Here is a 16,864-nt window from a genome sequence, read left to right on the forward strand (position 1 = left end):
ACAGTGCGCGCCCCGCCCCCCCCCGGGCGCGCCCGCCCCCCCCCCGGGCGGCCCACCCGCCCCCGCCCGCCCCCCGCTCGAGGCGCCTCCGACGAGATCAGTCGCCACGGGTTGACTTCAACAACACTTGAAGTCCTAGCCTGCCGTCATGACCTTCAAATCGCATGAAATTGATTTCCTGCGCCAGGCCGACCTGGGCCGGTTGGCCACCATCCAGCGCGACGGCGCGCCACAGAACAGCCCGGTGGGATTCACCTACAACGAGGCACTGGGCACCATCGATATCGCCGGCTACCGGATGTCGAAGAGCCAGAAGTACCGCAACATCGCCCACGACAACAGGGTGGCCTTCGTCGTTGACGACATCACCTCGCGCGACCCGTGGCGGGTGCGTTGCCTCGAGATACGCGGAACCGCCGAGCAAGCCGAGGCACCGTCGGCACAGGGCGCCGCCGGTGACGAGCTCGACACGGCGATCATCCGTATCACGCCGCGGCGCATCATCAGCTTCGGCATCGACGATCAGGTCAGCGAGCCGCATCAGCTGCAGGTGGACCGGCGCGACGTTTCCTGAAGTCATCCCTTGGACTTGGACCGAATGGCCTTGCCGGCGACCGTCCCCCCATCCACCGGTAGCACGGTTCCGGTGACGTAGCGCGACCGGTCGCTGGCGAAGTACAGCGCAGCTTCGGCGATATCCGCGGGTGTGCCCTCGCGCTTCAACGGCCGGTCGGCTCGCATCGTCTCGCGGATTGCCGCCTCATACCGCTCGAGTTCCTCCGGATCCTTGTTGACCGTGGTAGCGAGGAGGGGGGTGGGGATGTTGCCCGGCGCAATGGCGTTGACTCGAATCTCGTAGTACGCCAACTCGATTGCCGCGGACTTGGTGAACTGGATGACTGCCGCTTTGGACGCGCGGTAAGTCATCACGCCACCGCCGGCCTGGATTCCGCCGATCGAGGTCATGTTGACGATGGATCCACCGCCGTGAGTCGCCATGTGCCGGGCGGCATCTCGGGTACCCGCCATCACACCCAGCACGTTGACCGCCATGACGCGGTGAAAATCGGCCAGGTCGTCGTCGAGAAAACGGCTGTGCATGGTGCTCGAAACCCCGGCGTTGTTGACCATGATGTGCAGGCCCCGGAATTTCTCGACGGCGGTCGCTACCAGCGCGCCAACCTGTTCGGGATCGGAAACGTCGGTCCGCCGAAACAGGGCGTCGGCGCCGAGCTCCGCCGCGAGGGCTTCACCCCTGTCCTCGTCGATGTCGGCAATGACGACCCGCGCGCCCTCGGCGACAAACCGCTCCACGGTGGCACGGCCGATGCCGGAAGCACCGCCGGTGACGACGGCGACCTTGCCGGCCAGTTCATCAACCACACGACGAGTTAATCGGCGCGGGCCCCGTTAAGTCAAGCGGTTGATTTAAGGGGTTCGGCGAACTGGACGCATATCAATTCGTTTGCAGAAGTGGAAGGCTGACTTCACCGGTTCATTGACTACCTCGGGAGGGCTCACCATGAAGATTTTGGTCATCGGCGGCAGCGGGCTGATCGGCTCCCAGGTCATCGCCAATCTGACCGAGCTTGGACATGAGGCGATCTCGGCCTCGCCAAGCTCCGGTGTCAACAGTGTCACCGGTGAGGGTCTCGCCGAAGCGGTGGCGGGCGTGCACACGGTGGTGGACGTGTCCAACTCCCCGTCCTTCGACGACGAACCCGTGCTGCAGTTCTTCACCACGTCGACCAAAAACCTTCTCGCCGCGGAACGCGAGGCCGGTGTGCAGCACCACGTCGCACTCTCGATCGTGGGTGCCGACCGCGCCCCGGACAGTGGCTACATGCGGGCCAAGGTTGCCCAAGAGAAATTGATCGAGGAATCGGGATGTCCGTATTCGATCGTGCGGGCGACCCAGTTCTTCGAATTCGTCGACGCCATCGCGGATTCGGCGACCGACGGCAACACCGTCCTGCTGCCGGAAGGGGCGTTTCAGCCCATCGCCGCGAAGGACGTCGCCACCGCCGTCACCCGCGCAGCAACCGCCGATCCGACCAACGGCATCACCAATATCGCCGGACCCGAAAAGCGTGGCATGGACGAATTCATCCGAACCGCGCTTGCCGGTTCCGGCGATCCACGCCAAGTTGTGGGCGACCCCAAGGCCCGCTATTTCGGTACCCAGCTCGACGAGCGCACCATCGTCCCCACCGACGGCGAAAACCCGACGATCTATCCCACCCGCTTCAGCGACTGGAAGGCCTCCCGGACTCCCAGCGGATCGCAGTAAGCAAGGAGCGATCAATGCCCGAGCTGCCAACAAGCGGAGCCCCCTTCGACCGCACGGTTATCACCAGGCGCGGCTTCATGGTCGCCGGCATCGCCGGTGGATTGACGCTGGCCGCGTGCAGCCAATCGAAATCTCAGGTGACCGGCAGCGCCGCACAAATGACCGCAGCCATAGCCGAGGTCGAGGCCGCTCGGCCACATAGCGGGCGGACCGTGACCGCCGCCCTAACCCCACAGCCGGCCCAGATCGATCTCGGTGGGCCGATCGTCCATACGTTCGCCTACGGCAATTCCATTCCCGGACCGCTGATCCGGGCCAGCATCGGCGACGAGCTGGCCGTCACCGTTTCAAACCGGCTCGACCGTCCCACGTCGGTGCATTGGCACGGTATCGCGATGCGCAACGACATGGACGGTGCCGCGCCGGCCACCCCAAACATCGCAGCGGGCCAAGACTTTACCTACAGGTTCTCCGTCCCGAATCCGGGCACATATTGGGCCCATCCGCACACCGGCCTGGACGCCGACAAGGGACTCTATCTGCCGGTCATCGTCGACGATCCGACCGAGGGCAACTACGACGCCGAATGGATTGTCGTCCTTGATGATTGGACCGATGGGATCGGCAGGTCCCCACAACAGTTGTACAACGAACTCACCAGCCCGAATAAGCCCCCAATGTCGAACATGCCCACGACGACCGAGCCGACGTCGACCACGACCACGACCACGACCACGACGAGCCCGACAACCTCGACAACGTCGACGGAGACGACGACCTCGACAACGTCGACGGGGACGACGACCACGACGACCGCCACGCCGCCGAGCTCGATGGCCGAGACACCACGGGGCAGTGCCGGCAAAAGCGACCTGCTCGGCGGCGACGCCGGCGACATCGCCTACCCGTACTACCTCATCAATGGCCGAATTCCTGCGGCCCCCACCACTTTCAACGCAAAGCCAGGTCAGCGAATCCGGATCCGCTTCATCAACACCGGCTCCGACACCGCATTTCGCGTCGCGCTGGCTGGCCATTCGATGACGGTCACCCACACCGATGGTTACCCCGTCGTGCCCAGACAGGTCGATGCTCTGCTCGTCGGCATGGCCGAACGCTACGACGTCATCGTGACCGCAGCCGACGGGGTCTTCCCACTGGTGGCGCTGGCGGAAGGAAAGGGTGCCCTGGCGCGGGCCCTGCTCGCCACCGGATCCGGCAGCCAACCCGACCCGGGTTTTCAACCGGCCGAACTGACCAAACGCGTGGGCACCATCGACATGTTCACCGCCACCACACCGGTCAACCTCGGTCGCCCCGAAGCCGGCCTCAACCTCCCGGTCGTACTGGGCGGCAACATGATGCAATACAACTGGACGATCAACGGGCAGCCCTACCGCAGCACCAATCCGCTGCACGTCCGGCAGGGCCAACGGCCCACCATCACGTTCGACAACCCCACGATGATGTATCACCCAATTCACCTGCACGGCCACACATTCCAGCTGATCAAGGCTGACGGCAGCCCCGGCGCGCGCAAGGACACAGTGATCGTCTTGCCCAAGCAGAAGATCCTCGCGGTCCTCGTCGCCGACAACCCCGGCTTGTGGGTGCTGCACTGCCACAACACATACCACCAAGAGGCCGGGATGCAGACCCGTCTGGACTATGTCTTCTGACTTTTCGCCAGAAAGTCCAGTAGCAGCTCGTTGACCGCCTCCGGCTGCTCAATTTGCGGGCAGTGACCGGCCTTGTCGACCACTACCGGGCGGGCACCGTCGATCTGTTTGGCGATCTGGGCCGCCCAGCCCGATGGCAACAGTTTGTCGTCTCCGCCTTCGACGACAAGGGTCGGCACGTCGATGCGCTCGTAGGCCCGCGCCGTCGACGGGGTCGGCGGCGGTGCGGCATCCGGGCGACGAAACCTGGCCGCGGCCACGGCCTCCCATGCGCCAGGCGCGATACTCGACTCGTAGCGGCGCCGCACGTAGTCGTCGTCGGCGGGATAGCCGGCGTCGTAGAACAACGCTTCGACGATGCGGCGCATCGCGGGCAGCGTGGCGTCGTATTGCTGGAGCGCCTCGAAGTGCCGGTTCTGTTGGATTTCTCCCCCACCGCAGATGATCACCAGGCTGCGGATCGGTAGCAGCGGTGCATCCGAGGTCGCGTCGGTGAGCAGGTTGATGGCTCCCATCGAGTTGCCGACGAAATGCGCCGAGTCGATGCCAAGCGTTTCGCAGAAGCGGGCCACATGCCGAATCCGCATGCCACGGCCATTGACGAAATCGATGACCTTCGCCGACTGACCGAATCCCAGCTGGTCGGGCGCCAGCACGCGATGTCGAGCGGCGAGGGCGGTGATGTTGCGTTCCCAGCCGAGCTCGGCGCTGGCACCGAATTCGCCGCCGTGCAGCAGGACCACCGGATCGCCCTCGCCGGCCTCCAGGTAGCTGGTGGCCAGCCCATCGACCAGCGTGGACTTACGCTGAACTTTCATCACTTGATCGCGATCGGATTCACCGGGGAGCCCACGGCGCCAACAACTCTCAACGGCGGCGCGATCAGCTGGAATTCGTATACTCCGTCGGCGGAACAGTCGTCCGCTAGGGCGCCGAGGTCCCAGTACTCGCCGAACATCAGCCCCATGTCGCGCAGGCACAGCAGATGCAGGGGCAGGAAAACTCCGTCCACCCCGGACACCAGGTCTTCGACTTGCAGGTTGTCGGCGGCGACCGCCGCGACCTCACGATCATGCAGCCACGATGCGCAGCGCCAGTCCAGCCCGGAGTAGCCTTCCATCTTGTTGCCGGTCTCCAGAAACCTTGTCCACCAACCGGTTCGGATCAGCACGATGTCACCCCGGCCGACCGTCACGCCCTGGGCGCGGACCACGTCGTCGAGTTCTTCGGGAGTGATCGGGTTTCCGGGTTCGAGGTAGACGTCCGCGCCGCGGTGGCGAACCAGGTCCAGCAGCACACCGCGCGAGGTGATGCCCTTGCCGTCGACCTTGTCGATGCCGCAGTGATAGGCACCCATGCTCGTCACCGAACCCGCCGGGAAGCCGTTGTAGAGCTTGTCGTCGTAGTAGACGTGAGACAACGCATCCCACTGGCTGGCGGCTTGGAGCGGCATGATGATCATGTCGTCGTTGAAGCGGAACGGATTGGCCGCCATGTATTGGCTCAGCTGCTGCGCCAACGGGTTACGCGCCCACTCGGGCCCGTATTGGGCCAGCGTGTTCACGTCGCCGCCGTCGATAGTCATGACATGCACCGGGTTGTGGCGGAACTCGAAGGCGCCCTGCGGTCCTGACGCGCCGAAGTCCACACCGAGAGGAAAGACCTTGCCGTGCCGGACCAGGCTTGCCGCTTGAGCAACTTTGTCCTCGGTGATGAAGTTCAGGGTGCCCAGCTCGTCGTCGCTTCCCCATCGCCCCCAGTTGGAGACGTCGCGAGCGACCCGCCGAAAATCAGTCAGGCTGGCCACGGAGCCCGTCCTTCCTCGAGTTCCCGGGCGATCGCCGCGCCGACGTTGCCGCCGTCGACCCATACGACCTGGCCCGAGATATAGCTGGCTGCACGACTATTCAGAAACAGTAGAACCGAGGCCTGCTCGTCCGGACCGGCGACGCGCGCCAGCGGCTTGGGGATGTCGTCGAGATAGCCCTGCCCGTAGGCCGTCCGTAGCTGGTCAAGGATAGGCGTTTCGGTCACCCCGGGGCCGGTGCAGTTGATGCGGATGCCCCGCGCCCCCAGCGGCGTAGCGCTCCGCATGGTGTAGAGGATGATCGCTTCTTTCGACAATTGGTAGCCGCCGCCGGTCAGCTCTTCGGGATGGGTATGGCACCAGTCGATGCCCTCTTGCATCGTCGCGGTATTCAGCAGCGGCGCCACGTCGTGCAGGTGTTCCCGGTATCCGGCTGCGGCCAGCGACGACACGCTGACAATGGACGCCCCGTCGACCATCTTCGGGATCAGTGCCTCGGTGGCATGCCGCAAGCCGAGGAAGTTGATCGCGACAACCAGCGGCGGGTCACCGATTCCGGAGGAGACACCGGCGACGTTGAATAGCGCATCGACCTGCCCGCCGATGGCGGCTACCGCATCGTCGATTGATTCCGGGTCGGCGAGGTCGACTTCATGAAAATTGTTGAGCTCGACGGTCGGCGGGCGCTTGTCCAGGCCCACGACGTCGGCTCCGAGCTCGGTAAGTTGCCGCACCACGTGTTCGCCGATGCCCGACGCACACCCGGTCACCACCGCACGGCGGCCGTCGTAGCGCCAAAGCTCGTCGATGCCCGTCACGTGCCCTGCTGCTCCTCCTTCGCGCGCTGCGCCGCCTGGACACGACCCTCGTTGATCTCCGCCATGGCTTCGGGGATCTCGCTGGCGGTGAACTTACCGCCGCGCCCGGTCGGCAGGCCACCGAAGGAGTACTTTTCGTCGAACTTCGGTGCAGTCGATTCCGGCCGTCGCGCCTCGACCTTCTCGATCACGGGTGCGAGCCGGACGGCTTTGTCGGCCACCGCCTTTTTGTCGCGCTCGATGAACTCGGGCAGCACCTCCTTGCCCATCAGCTCGATCGACTCCATGGTCCCCTCGTGGCTGCGCGGATTGAGCAGCAGGATGATCTCGTCGACACCGCTTTCCTCGTAGCCGCGCAGGAACTCGCGCACGGTGGCCGGGGAACCGATCGCGCCGCGTCCGGGGCCGTAGGCCAGTGTCGGGTCCTTCTCGACCTCTTCCAGGTACCGCTTCCACACCCCGGTCCGCCCGGGCGTGTGCACGCCGGTCATATAGAAGTGCATGATGCCGAACGAGAAGAATCCGCCGCCCTGGCCGAGGCGTTTGAGCGCCTCGTCGTCGGACTTGGCGACCATCATCGACAGGTCGCCGCCGATGGCGAGAATGTTCGGGTTGATCCGCGGTGTGACCGGCACACCGTTCTCCTCGAATTCCTTGTAGTAGCCGTTGACCCGCTCGGTCAGCGGACCCGGGCCGGTGTAGGCGAAACTCAATGCGCCGATGGCCTTTTGGGCGGCCATCTGTACGCTCGCCGGCCGCGTGCAGGCTACCCAGACCGGCGGATGGGGCTTTTGCAGCGGCTTGGGGATCACGTTGCGGGCCGGCATCTGGATGTGCTCGCCATCGAATCCCGCGAAGGGCTCCTCGATCATGCAGCGAATGGATACCTCGAGGGCCTCTTCCCATTGCGCGCGTTTGTCGGCGGGATCGATGTTGAATCCGCCGAGCTCACCAACCGAGGACGATTCCCCGGTGCCGAACTCGACGCGCCCGTTGGACAGCAGGTCGAGGGTGGCGATGCGTTCGGCGACCCGCGCGGGATGATTCACCGCGGGCGGAAGGTGCATGATGCCGAACCCCAGCCGGATGTTCTTGGTCCGCTGGCTGGCCGCGGCCAAGAATATTTCCGGCGCGGTGGAATGACAGTATTCCTCGAGGAAGTGGTGCTCGGTCAGCCAGACCGTGGAGAACCCCGCTTTGTCGGCCGCCTCGACCTCGTCCAGGCAGTCCTGCAACAAGACGTGTTCGTCGTCGGGTGCCCACGGACGGGGAAGGGCGAACTCGTAGAACAGCGAGATTTTCATTGTTACCTCCTATGAGAACTAAGGGTCTGGCTCGCAAGGTGTTTGGCCGCGACAAAGCCAAAGGTCATCGCCGGGCCGATGGTCGCCCCGGCTCCGGCGTAGCTGCGGCCCATCACCGGCGCGGCGGTATTGCCCACCGCGTACAGTCCCCGCACGACGGTGTCGTCGGACCGTAGTACTCGCGCGTATTCGTCGGTACGCAGACCGCCCGACGTCCCGAGGTCGCCGAGCACGATTCGAAACGCGTAATACGGGGGATCGCCCAGCGGATACAGATTCGGGTTTGGCAGTGTCGGATCGCCGTAGTAGTTGTCGTAGACGCTGTCCCCGCGGTTGAAATCGTCGTCGTGTCCCCGGTGAGCGAGTTCGTTGAAACGTGTTGCGGTTTCGCTAAGCTGGCGCGCCGGCACCCCGATCTTGGTCGCCATGTCTTCCCAACTCGTGGCGGCTTTGACGACGCCGGACTCCAGCCACGCGGACGGCATCTTGCGGCCCGTGGGCACCGGGGCCCCAGGGATTTTGGGTATCGGCAGATGGCCGCCGATCACATAGCGATTCCAAGACCGGTGGTCGGTGATGAGCCAGCACGGTATGTGCGTGATGCCGGATTTCTGGCCGTCGATCACGGCGTGGCCGAAATCCATGTAGGGCGCTGCCTCGTTGATGAAGCGCTTACCGTCGCCATTGACGATGAACTGCGCCGGCATCATCCGTTCGTTCAGCATGAATTGCATTCGGCCGTCCGGCCATTGGATTGCCGGGAACCACCAGGCCTCGTCGAGCAGGTCGGTTCCGGCACCCACCTTCTGGCCCGCCCGAATGCCGTCGCCCATGGCGGCGGGATTGCCGAAGCTCCAGTCCCGGGACCCCACACTCTCCAAGATGGGCAGCTGCTCCTTGCGCCAGGCGAGATCGTGATCGAAACCCCCGGAAGCCAGGATGACGCCGCGGCGTGCACCGATTCGCTGCTTGCCGCCGTCGCGCTCCAGCACCGCCCCGGTCACCGATCCGTCGCTGTCGGTGAGCAACTCGACCATCGGCGAGTCCAGCCACAACGGGATGCCACGCTCGCGCATCGCCAGAAACAGCCGTGCCATCAGTGACTGCCCGATCGCCGCCATCCGCTCGTTGAACGCTCTGGCTTTGACCATGCGCCAGATCAGCTTCAGCAGCACGCCCTTGCCTGCCCATGACTGCCTGATCCGGTAGAAGGTTCGAAGCTCCTTGGGACCCAACCAGATTCCCTTGGGAGCGAGCGTCAGCGGCTGGAGCAGTTTCCCCTCGTCGGGGCCCAATGTGCGCAGGTCGACGGGCGGCACGTTGATAGTGCTACCGAGTTCGGAGCCGCCGGGCAATTCCGGATAATAGTCGGCGTAGCCGGGCTTCCAGACGAACTCCAACCATCCCGACAGCCGTTCGAGGAATTCGAGCATCTGCGGCGCAGACTCCACGTACTGGCGTATGCGCGCCTCGCTGACCAAGCCGTCGGTGATCTTGCGTAGGTATTCGACGACACCTTCGGGGTCCGGGACATAGCCCTCCCTGCGTTGTGCGGGTGCCCCGGGCACCCAGATGCCGCCACCGGAGAGGGCGGTGGAACCGCCGAAATGAGAGGACTTTTCCACCACCAACGTGTCCAGCCCGGAAGCGTCCGCGGTGAGGGCGGCCGCCATGCCGCCACCGCCGGACCCGACGATGAGCACGTCGACCACGTGATCGAAACCCTCGGCGGTCATGCCGGTGTCGCCGTTCTGATGGCGAATCCGGCGATCAGTTCCGGCGCCGGCCGGTAGTAGCGCATCACCGTCCGGTACGGCCCGGCCGATTCGAGTGCGGCGAAAGCCGCTACCCAGGTTCTGATTTCGTGCGCCGAGCTGCCGCCTTCGTGGACCACGAACGAGTTCGACCACTGATCGAGATCGTCCAGCCGTCCCGCGTCGACGATTTCGAGGAAGCGATGATCCCACGCAGGGTTGAGCGGTTGCAGGTCATTTTCGCCGGCGGCAAAGCTCTTGGCCGCGTCTGCCGTCGCCGCTTGCCGAGCCCGCCGCTGCTCGGGCGTCATCGGCCGACCGTCCACGATGCGTTCGCGCACTGCGGCAGTCGCGGTCGCCAGCGTCGGAACCGGAGGGCTGTGCGAGAGTCCACCGGATCCGATCACCAGCACCCGCTTGTCCAGAGTGGCGAGGAAGCCGCCCACGGCGGCACCGAGTGCACGGCAGCGCTGCAACGGCCCCAGCGGAACCGCGATCGCGTTGACGAAAACCGGTATCACCGGGCGTGCGGTGGCGTCCCCGAAGAGTTTCTCCAGCGGCTGAACGGTGCCGTGGTCCACGTCCATATTGGCCGACACCGCGACGTCGACACCGGCGGCGAGTACAGCCTTCGCGCATTCGGTGGCCAGCTCCTCGGGAACATCGAGCGGGCCGGCGTGGGTGCCATAGTCGCCAATCCCGGTAGCACTCATGCCGATACAGAACGGCGGCATCACCTTGTAGAAGAATCCGTTGTAGTGATCCGGCGAGAAGATGACTACGAGTTCCGGGTTGTAATCTTCGACGAATGCGCGCGCCTCAGCGATCGCGCCTTCGATGTCGTCAAGCAGGTCCCGCGACGGCCCCGGAAGATTCAGGAGCGGGCTGTGGGACATACAGCACAGAGCCAGAGGCACTTCGGTGATCACCCCCTCCCGGGGTGAGCGTGAGGGCATCGAGGAGCGCGGCGCTCAGCTCCGGCGCGCGCTGTGCGATGCAGGCACCCGCGATACACCGATCTGGGCGCAGGAACACGACCGATTCAGGGTGCGTGTCGAACCAGGATTTGACGCCGCCGCCCCGGTCGCCGACGACCACAACATCGGGATCGTCGTGCCCGGTCCAGTGCAGCTGCGTGGCGGGGCGCAGCGCGATGAACCGCGCGCCCAAGGCTTTCCATGCCTCGAAGGCCTCATCGCCGAGGATCTTGCGGGGGTTGTTGTTCCAGCACAGCACCGCGAACCAGTCGCCGAGGACGTCGTCCAACAGGATGTCTTGCTGGACGCGGGTGTCGACCCGGGGCTGGATGAACAGCGTGCCGACCGGCGAGTCCGCGCGAGCTGGCCCGTTGGGACCCGCCGAATGCACCACGGCGCCCTGCTCGTAGCGCGGCATCGGCTTGAACCGCATCTCCAGCACATAGCGCTTGAGCGAGGGCACAATTGACGCGGATCGCACGAGGAGGTCCCGCGCGGTCGCCACCCGACGGTTTGTCGGTGAGATGACGCGGCCGACCATGGTGGACAGGTCGATCATCGCGCGCGCGTGCTTGCGGCGCTCCACGTCGTAGGTGTCCAGCAGCTTGTCGGTTGCCTGACCGTTCACCACCGCGGCGAGCTTCCAGCCCAGATTGGCTGCGTCGCGGATCCCGCTGTTGTAGCCCTGGCCCTGCCACACCGGCATCAGGTGGGCGGCGTCGCCGGCCAACAACAACCGGCCACTGCGGAACGCACCGGCGATCCGCGAATGGTGGGTGTAGACCCGGCGCCGAATCACGTCGACACGGTCGGGGTGGGGCACCATGCGCGCCAGCATCCGAGTCAGAAACGCCGGGTCCTCCGCTTGCTCGTCGGTCTCGTCGGCGTGAATCATGAACTCGAAGCGGCGAATTCCGTGTGCGATAGAGATCGAGGCATAGGGGCGTTCGGGGTCGGCGCCGACCTCGCTGTTGGGGTGGCCCAGCGGGTCGTTGGCGACATCGACCACCAGCCACCGCGTCGACGATGTGGTCCCGTCGAAGGAAACGTCCATCATCCGTCGCGTCTGGCTGCGCCCGCCGTCGCACCCGACGACGTAACGTGCGCGCACACCGGCCGCGTCGCCGTCACCGCCGAGTTCGACGGTCACCCCGTTGTCATCTTGGGCGCACGACGCCATCGGGCGGCCCCACCACACCGCGACGTGTTCGAATCTGTCCAACCCGGCGAGCAATTCGGCGTCGACGAGCGGTTGCACGAAGCCGTTGCGCTTGGGCCAGCCGAAACGCGCGTCGGGCGGGGCCATTTCGGCAAGCACCCGGCGCTTGGCGTCGACGAAACGCAGAATCTGGTTGGGCACGGTGTGCGGCAGGACCCGGTCGACCAGCCCGATCGACTGGAACGTGCGCAACGACTCGTCGTCCAGCCCCACGCCGCGTGGGTAGTCGATGAGTGTGTCTCGTTCTTCGACCACCAGCGTTCGGATGCCTTGCAGACCAAGGATATTGGCCAACGTCAACCCGACTGGGCCGGCGCCGACGACCACGACGTCGACATCGACGGCATTTGCCTGGTGCCCGTCGCTGTTCATCAGCGCCCCAGCAGGAAGTCGAGATGCAGGCGATTGAAGGTCTTGGCGTCCTCGTACTGGGGCCAGTGGCCACAGCCCGGCATCAGCTCGAAGCGTGCGTTGGGGATCATCGACGCGATGCGGCGCCCTTCGGTTACGTCGGCGGTCGGATCGTCACTTGTCCACAGCACCAGCGTCGGAGCGGTGATCGACCCGTATTCGTCCGGCCCGAGGATGTTGCGCGCCCGAATCTCGGTGTCTTGCAGGGCCATAATGTCGCGCATGGCCGCTACGAATCCCGGTTGGCGATAGATCCGCTGGCGGCTGGCCACGAGGTCGTCGTAATCCTTGGATTTGTCGGCCATCAGCCATTTGATCCGGGCCGCAACCGTCTCCCACGCGGGGTCCTCGGCGGCGGCCATGGACAGCGTGATGATCCGTTGCATCACCACGGGATCCGCTTGGGAGCCCCCGGCGGTATTGAGGACCAGCCGGTCAACCACGTCGGGATGGTCGACCGCGGTGCGGGCGGCCACCCAGCCGCCGAGCGATTCGCCGCTGAGGCAGGCGCGATCGGCGCCGATGGTGCGCAGCACCGCCATCAGGTGCTCGACGTAGTGACCGACCTCCAGCGGGTGGCCCGGCTTGTCGGTGTACCCGTGCCCCAGCATGTCGATCGACCAGGTCCAGAAATGCTCGGCGTGGGCCGCCAGGTTGCGGACGTAGGCCTCGGCGTGGCCGCCGGAGCCGTGCAGCAGCAACAGCACCGGTTTGCCCGGGTCACCGGCACGCAAAAAGCGCGTCCGGACTCCGCCGGCGTCGAGGTAACCCTGTTCAAACGCAACGCCCTGGAGGTCGCTCCATATGCTCTCGAACTCCGCCACGGTTCCTCTCTGCCTACCTCTGGTGGAAATCTGGTTGTCGTTTTAGACTTGTGCGGTGTGCGAATATCGCACACTAGCGTGCGCTATATATTAGAGCTTCGCTCTCGCATGGAGGTCTGTCAAGGCTGTGACAAGTTCGGGGACCGGCTCGCAGACCCTGGCCAGGGGCCTGACGGCGCTGCAGATGGTGGCGGCCTCCCCGGCCGGGCTCACCGTGCAGCAACTCGCCGACCAGGTCGGGGTGCACCGGACGATCGCGTACCGCTTGCTTTCGACGTTGGCTCAGTTCCGATTGGTCGCCAAGGGAGAGGACGGGCGGTACCGGCCCGGGGCCGGCCTGGCCGTGCTCGGCGCGTCGTTCGACCGCAACGTGCGCCAGGTCAGTCTGCCGATACTGCGCGCACTGGCCGACGATCTCGGCACCACGGTGTCATTGCTCGTTGCCGAGGGAGACCAACAGGTGGCCGTCGCGGTGATCGTGCCGAGCCACGTCGCCTACCAACTCGCCTTCCACGAAGGCAGCCGATATCCGTTGGACCGCGGTGCCGCCGGGATCGCCCTGCTCGCGAGCATGCCCCCGCGCCCCGGCGAACGGGATCTGGTCGCCCGCGCTCGTGAACGCGGCTGGGTGACGACGTATGCCGAGATCGAGCCCAACACGTACGGCCTCGCCGTCCCCGTCCGCCGCCAAGCACCCTCCCCGCCAACGTGTATCAACCTCATCTCCCATCGAGAAGATGTCGTGATGCGCGGGAAGGACGCGGTCATCCGGGCCGCGAAGCAGTTGTCCGACCTACTGAGCTGAAGGGATATCGGTCCATGCCTTGGGACTCCGAAGTCGATGTCGTCGTGCTTGGCAGCGGCGCGGCCGGGCTCACGGCCGCTCTATCGGCCGCTACCGCCGGCGCATCCGTTGCGGTCTTCGAGAAGGCCCCGACCGTCGGCGGGACCACCGCGGTGTCGGGTGGCATCGTGTGGATCCCTGCCCATAACCGTTCTCCCGATGGGGAATTGACGGTCGCGGACGCATTGCGGTACCTGCGCGCGCAGTCCTTTGGCTCGATGGACGACGCCCTGGTCGAGACGTTTGTGCGAACCGGCCCGGCGATGCTTGACTTCGTGGAAGCACACAGCGGCCTGCGTTTCGAAATCGCCGAAGGCTTCCCCGATTACCAGCCGGAGCTGCCGGGGGGCCAACCGACGGGAGGGCGATCGCTGAGCGCGGCCCCCTTCGATCTCGCCCAATTGGGCGAGTGGGCAACCCAAATCATGTCTTTCCCCGCCGATTGGTCCAACGTCGGTTTCGATGCCGAGACCCGAGCCCGGCTGCACGCCGCCATCGATGAACGAACGAGCCATCTCTGCGTCGCCGGCACCGCGCTGATCGCGGGACTCCTGAAGGGGTTGCTCGATGTCGGAGTGACGCCGCGGGTGAATGCGCGGGCCGAACAACTACTCGCCGAGGGTGGTGAAGTCACCGGCGTACGGGTGACCGTTCCCGGAGGAAACCTGAGCGTGCGCGCTCGACGCGGTGTCATCCTGGGAACCGGCGGATTCGAATGGGATCCGGTTCTAGCGCAGGCCTTTTTGCGGGGCCCGATGCACGGTGCCGTCTCGCCGCCGAACAACACCGGCGACGGGCTGCGCATGGCGATGGCGCACGGCGCGGATCTGGGCAACATGGGCGAAGCGTGGTGGGTACCGATCGTGCAAATCCCGGGCGACACCATCGACGGCAGGCCGCGCAGCCGCAGCGTCCGTCTGGAGCGAACCCGGCCGAGGAGCATCATCGTCAATGCGGCCGGCCGCCGGTTCGTCAACGAGGCATGCGATTACAACTCGATGGCCGGCGCATTTCACTACCTCGATCCCCGCGGTGGGTACGTGAATGATCGCGGCTGGATCGTCTTCGATTCGGAGCACCTGCAGCGCTACGGATTTCTGGGTATCGCTCCCGGACAACCGGTTCCGGACTGGTTCTGCGAGTCGGCGGATCTTGCGGAGTTGGCTGCGAAGACCGGTATCGACGCGGAAGGTCTCAACCGGACGGTTCAGGAATGGAACCGTCAGGTCGCCGCGGGCGCGGATCCCGATTTCGGCCGCGGCTCGAGCGCATACGACGGCTACTGGGGCGACGACAGCGCCACCACTCTGGCCGGAAAGACGCTCGGCCCGATCGACACCGCCCCCTATTACGCGGTGCCGGTGTGCATCGGTTCGATGGGTACCAAGGGCGGGCCGCGTACCGATCCTGACGGCCGTGTGCTCCACGTTAGTGGTGAGCCGATAACCGGGCTCTTTGCCGCCGGCAATGCAATGGCCGGCGTAACCGGCCGGGCCTATGGCGGCGCCGGCGGAACCATTGGTCCGGCAATGGTTTTCGGCTATCGCGCCGGCCATGCAGCCGCTACCGGCAAGTCCGTCGACCTTTAGCCTTGCGCCGAACGTGTACTGAGTGCGAAAAACCCGTGCAAATCTCGCACTGAGTACACGTTCGGCGCTGCAGGTGGCATACGTTAGCGTGTTGCGGCTGCAGACAGAAGCCTCGTCACGAGCGGGTGCGGGCTCTCGATAGTCGAGCGGTTCTGCGGCACAAACAATGTGGCGACGTAAAACGGATGCTCGGGTAGTTCAAACACCCGAGCTTCATCGTCGTCGTCCTGTCCGGTGACACGCAGTCCGCCTTCTTCAAGTACCTGACGGAAGTCCGGATTGAGTCCAAAGTTGCAGTAGTACTCTTCGTTGACCCTCCGCATGCCATAGCACTGGGCGGCAATGGATTCCGGTTCGAGGTTGACGGGCATGGTCCGGCCTGCCAATGAGCAAGTCAACGCCGAGATGAATAGCCGGGAAGCGTACGGATCGTACTCGGCATGCTGAGCATCTTCGAAGCCCAGCACGTTACGGGCGTACTCCAAAATGATGTGCTGACACCCGCCGCACGTACCTAGAGTGGGCACGGCGTTTTCTCGCCCGAAACGCAGCGCGGCCAGCGCCCCCGGCAAACTGCGATATGGGCTGCCGGGTGCACACCAGAGCGCATCCGCAGTCGTCAGCGAACTCAGGTCGGTCTCGAGTGATTCAGTGGCCACCCAGGCCACGGAGACATCCAATCCGAGCGCACTCGCGGAATGGCGAATCGCTTCGTTGGTGGCTACGTGAGGCGCATACGAGCTATCGAAATCGCCGATGATCGCAACATTCAACAGATCCGTCATCACCGCTTTCCTTCGCCTCGGCTGTCTTGGATGCCTTTACGGTGCAACGAGATACATTCCGTGCCCTTCGATCACCAGACCATCGCCGAACCGTAAAACTTCGCAAACCCGCGTATTGTCTTGATTCCGGTACACGAAGGCGATGGTCTCGATTCCCTGGTAGACGTCCTCGACGACGAACCGAAGGTTGGGAATTCGCTGCAATGCCTTGGTCCAGTAATGGCGCAGGGACGCCTTGCCAAGCACGATCCCCGCTGTGTCCGGCAGAAGCTTGGCTGCCACTGGCGAGGTAAACACCACGTCCTGGTGAAAGTGCTCGAGAACCGACTCCACGTCGTGGGCATTCCATGCCCGTTCCCACTGCTTGCTAAAGGTGACGGCGTCAAGGTTCACGGTGGAGACGGTAGTCGCCGGTGCGGCCGATGGTCCAAGCATTTTTACGGGGAACCTGGCGCAGCGGATTCAGCTTGCGTCATGCTGAATCGATGGTTGCCTATGACCAGATCGGCGGTAGCTATCTCGCGACACGCCGATCTGCTCGGGCAAGAGCATTTCGACGCCGG

At 64.9% G+C, this 16,864-nt stretch carries 16 protein-coding genes; 5 read left to right on the forward strand and 11 right to left on the reverse strand.

The window, feature by feature from the left end; all coding sequences use genetic code 11:
• Nucleotides 1-148: 148 nt before the first annotated feature.
• The gene (locus tag A5736_RS23190; RefSeq protein ID WP_076122559.1) at nucleotides 149-574 is read left to right on the forward strand and encodes a PPOX class F420-dependent oxidoreductase; all 426 of its coding nucleotides are present in this window, start codon (nucleotides 149-151) and stop codon (nucleotides 572-574) included.
• 2 nt (nucleotides 575-576) lie between these two features.
• Here the strand turns inward: A5736_RS23190 and A5736_RS23195 are convergent, their stop codons facing one another.
• Nucleotides 577-1,383, reverse strand: a complete 807-nt coding sequence (locus A5736_RS23195) for an SDR family NAD(P)-dependent oxidoreductase (protein WP_076248843.1) — start codon at nucleotides 1,381-1,383, stop codon at nucleotides 577-579.
• 139 nt (nucleotides 1,384-1,522) lie between these two features.
• Between A5736_RS23195 and A5736_RS23200 the strand changes: the two genes are divergently transcribed.
• A complete protein-coding gene (locus tag A5736_RS23200; protein WP_076248845.1) occupies nucleotides 1,523-2,290 on the forward strand; it encodes an SDR family oxidoreductase in 768 nt (255 codons plus the stop codon).
• A 14-nt stretch (nucleotides 2,291-2,304) separates the two neighbouring features.
• A complete protein-coding gene (locus A5736_RS23205) occupies nucleotides 2,305-3,969 on the forward strand; it encodes a multicopper oxidase family protein (protein ID WP_076248847.1) in 1,665 nt (554 codons plus the stop codon).
• Here A5736_RS23205 and A5736_RS23210 read toward each other — a convergent pair.
• From A5736_RS23210 to A5736_RS23245, 8 genes are read right to left on the reverse strand one after another with little or no spacing between them, the layout of a single operon-like run.
• Complete coding sequence (locus tag A5736_RS23210; protein ID WP_076248849.1) at nucleotides 3,957-4,787, reverse strand: alpha/beta fold hydrolase; 831 nt, start codon at nucleotides 4,785-4,787, stop codon at nucleotides 3,957-3,959. The two genes, A5736_RS23205 and A5736_RS23210, sit on opposite strands and share 13 nt — an antisense overlap.
• A complete protein-coding gene (locus A5736_RS23215) occupies nucleotides 4,787-5,776 on the reverse strand; it encodes a cyclase family protein (protein ID WP_076248851.1) in 990 nt (329 codons plus the stop codon). The genes A5736_RS23210 and A5736_RS23215 overlap by 1 nt, the downstream gene beginning before the upstream one ends.
• A complete protein-coding gene (locus tag A5736_RS23220; RefSeq protein WP_076248853.1) occupies nucleotides 5,764-6,594 on the reverse strand; it encodes a coniferyl-alcohol dehydrogenase in 831 nt (276 codons plus the stop codon). Before A5736_RS23220 ends, A5736_RS23215 begins: the two co-directional genes overlap by 13 nt.
• Entirely contained in the window at nucleotides 6,591-7,898 is a 1,308-nt protein-coding gene (locus A5736_RS23225; RefSeq protein ID WP_076122568.1) for an LLM class flavin-dependent oxidoreductase, read from the reverse strand. The genes A5736_RS23220 and A5736_RS23225 overlap by 4 nt, the downstream gene beginning before the upstream one ends.
• Nucleotides 7,899-7,900: 2 nt before the next feature.
• Nucleotides 7,901-9,634, reverse strand: a complete 1,734-nt coding sequence (locus A5736_RS23230; RefSeq protein ID WP_076248855.1) for an FAD-binding protein — start codon at nucleotides 9,632-9,634, stop codon at nucleotides 7,901-7,903.
• On the reverse strand, nucleotides 9,631-10,548 hold the full coding sequence (locus tag A5736_RS23235; RefSeq protein WP_254848442.1) for a 3-carboxyethylcatechol 2,3-dioxygenase: 918 nt from the start codon (nucleotides 10,546-10,548) through the stop codon (nucleotides 9,631-9,633). Before A5736_RS23235 ends, A5736_RS23230 begins: the two co-directional genes overlap by 4 nt.
• Nucleotides 10,496-12,220 (reverse strand): bifunctional 3-(3-hydroxy-phenyl)propionate/3-hydroxycinnamic acid hydroxylase, encoded by a 1,725-nt coding sequence (locus A5736_RS23240; protein ID WP_076248859.1) that lies wholly within the window; start codon nucleotides 12,218-12,220, stop codon nucleotides 10,496-10,498. Before A5736_RS23240 ends, A5736_RS23235 begins: the two co-directional genes overlap by 53 nt.
• Nucleotides 12,220-13,083 (reverse strand): alpha/beta fold hydrolase, encoded by an 864-nt coding sequence (locus A5736_RS23245; protein ID WP_076248861.1) that lies wholly within the window; start codon nucleotides 13,081-13,083, stop codon nucleotides 12,220-12,222. The genes A5736_RS23240 and A5736_RS23245 overlap by 1 nt, the downstream gene beginning before the upstream one ends.
• A gap of 127 nt (nucleotides 13,084-13,210) precedes the next feature.
• Here A5736_RS23245 and A5736_RS23250 point away from each other — a divergent pair, with 127 nt between their 5' ends.
• Nucleotides 13,211-13,888: an IclR family transcriptional regulator gene (locus tag A5736_RS23250; RefSeq protein ID WP_076248863.1), complete on the forward strand. Its 678-nt coding sequence runs from the start codon at nucleotides 13,211-13,213 to the stop codon at nucleotides 13,886-13,888.
• Nucleotides 13,889-13,902: 14 nt separating this feature from the next.
• Nucleotides 13,903-15,516, forward strand: coding sequence for an FAD-dependent oxidoreductase (locus A5736_RS23255; protein WP_076248865.1), 1,614 nt, complete (start codon nucleotides 13,903-13,905; stop codon nucleotides 15,514-15,516).
• Between the two features lie 83 nt (nucleotides 15,517-15,599).
• Here the strand turns inward: A5736_RS23255 and A5736_RS23260 are convergent, their stop codons facing one another.
• Both A5736_RS23260 and A5736_RS23265 read right to left on the reverse strand, forming a co-directional pair.
• Nucleotides 15,600-16,301, reverse strand: a complete 702-nt coding sequence (locus tag A5736_RS23260; RefSeq protein ID WP_076248867.1) for a CTP synthase — start codon at nucleotides 16,299-16,301, stop codon at nucleotides 15,600-15,602.
• A 36-nt stretch (nucleotides 16,302-16,337) separates the two neighbouring features.
• Nucleotides 16,338-16,694 carry a nuclear transport factor 2 family protein gene (locus A5736_RS23265; protein WP_076248868.1) on the reverse strand — a complete coding sequence of 119 codons (357 nt, stop codon included), beginning with the start codon at nucleotides 16,692-16,694 and terminating at the stop codon, nucleotides 16,338-16,340.
• Nucleotides 16,695-16,864 lie beyond the last annotated feature (170 nt).

It is taken from the genome of Mycobacterium sp. SP-6446, from assembly GCF_001954045.1.
Taxonomy (GTDB): domain Bacteria; phylum Actinomycetota; class Actinomycetes; order Mycobacteriales; family Mycobacteriaceae; genus Mycobacterium.

What these genes read in the sequence shown, in the direction of transcription:
- A5736_RS23240 (WP_076248859.1), bottom strand. Translation starts at nt 12,220, where the DNA reads ATGAACAGCGACGGGCACCAGGCAAATGCCGTCGATGTCGACGTCGTG.
- A5736_RS23200 (WP_076248845.1), top strand. Translation starts at nt 1,523, where the DNA reads ATGAAGATTTTGGTCATCGGCGGCAGCGGGCTGATCGGCTCCCAGGTC.
- A5736_RS23190 (WP_076122559.1), top strand. Translation starts at nt 149, where the DNA reads ATGACCTTCAAATCGCATGAAATTGATTTCCTGCGCCAGGCCGACCTG.
- A5736_RS23210 (WP_076248849.1), bottom strand. Translation starts at nt 4,787, where the DNA reads ATGAAAGTTCAGCGTAAGTCCACGCTGGTCGATGGGCTGGCCACCAGC.
- A5736_RS23225 (WP_076122568.1), bottom strand. Translation starts at nt 7,898, where the DNA reads ATGAAAATCTCGCTGTTCTACGAGTTCGCCCTTCCCCGTCCGTGGGCA.
- A5736_RS23230 (WP_076248855.1), bottom strand. Translation starts at nt 9,634, where the DNA reads ATGACCGCCGAGGGTTTCGATCACGTGGTCGACGTGCTCATCGTCGGG.
- A5736_RS23255 (WP_076248865.1), top strand. Translation starts at nt 13,903, where the DNA reads ATGCCTTGGGACTCCGAAGTCGATGTCGTCGTGCTTGGCAGCGGCGCG.
- A5736_RS23205 (WP_076248847.1), top strand. Translation starts at nt 2,305, where the DNA reads ATGCCCGAGCTGCCAACAAGCGGAGCCCCCTTCGACCGCACGGTTATC.
- A5736_RS23260 (WP_076248867.1), bottom strand. Translation starts at nt 16,301, where the DNA reads ATGACGGATCTGTTGAATGTTGCGATCATCGGCGATTTCGATAGCTCG.
- A5736_RS23235 (WP_254848442.1), bottom strand. Translation starts at nt 10,548, where the DNA reads ATGTCCCACAGCCCGCTCCTGAATCTTCCGGGGCCGTCGCGGGACCTG.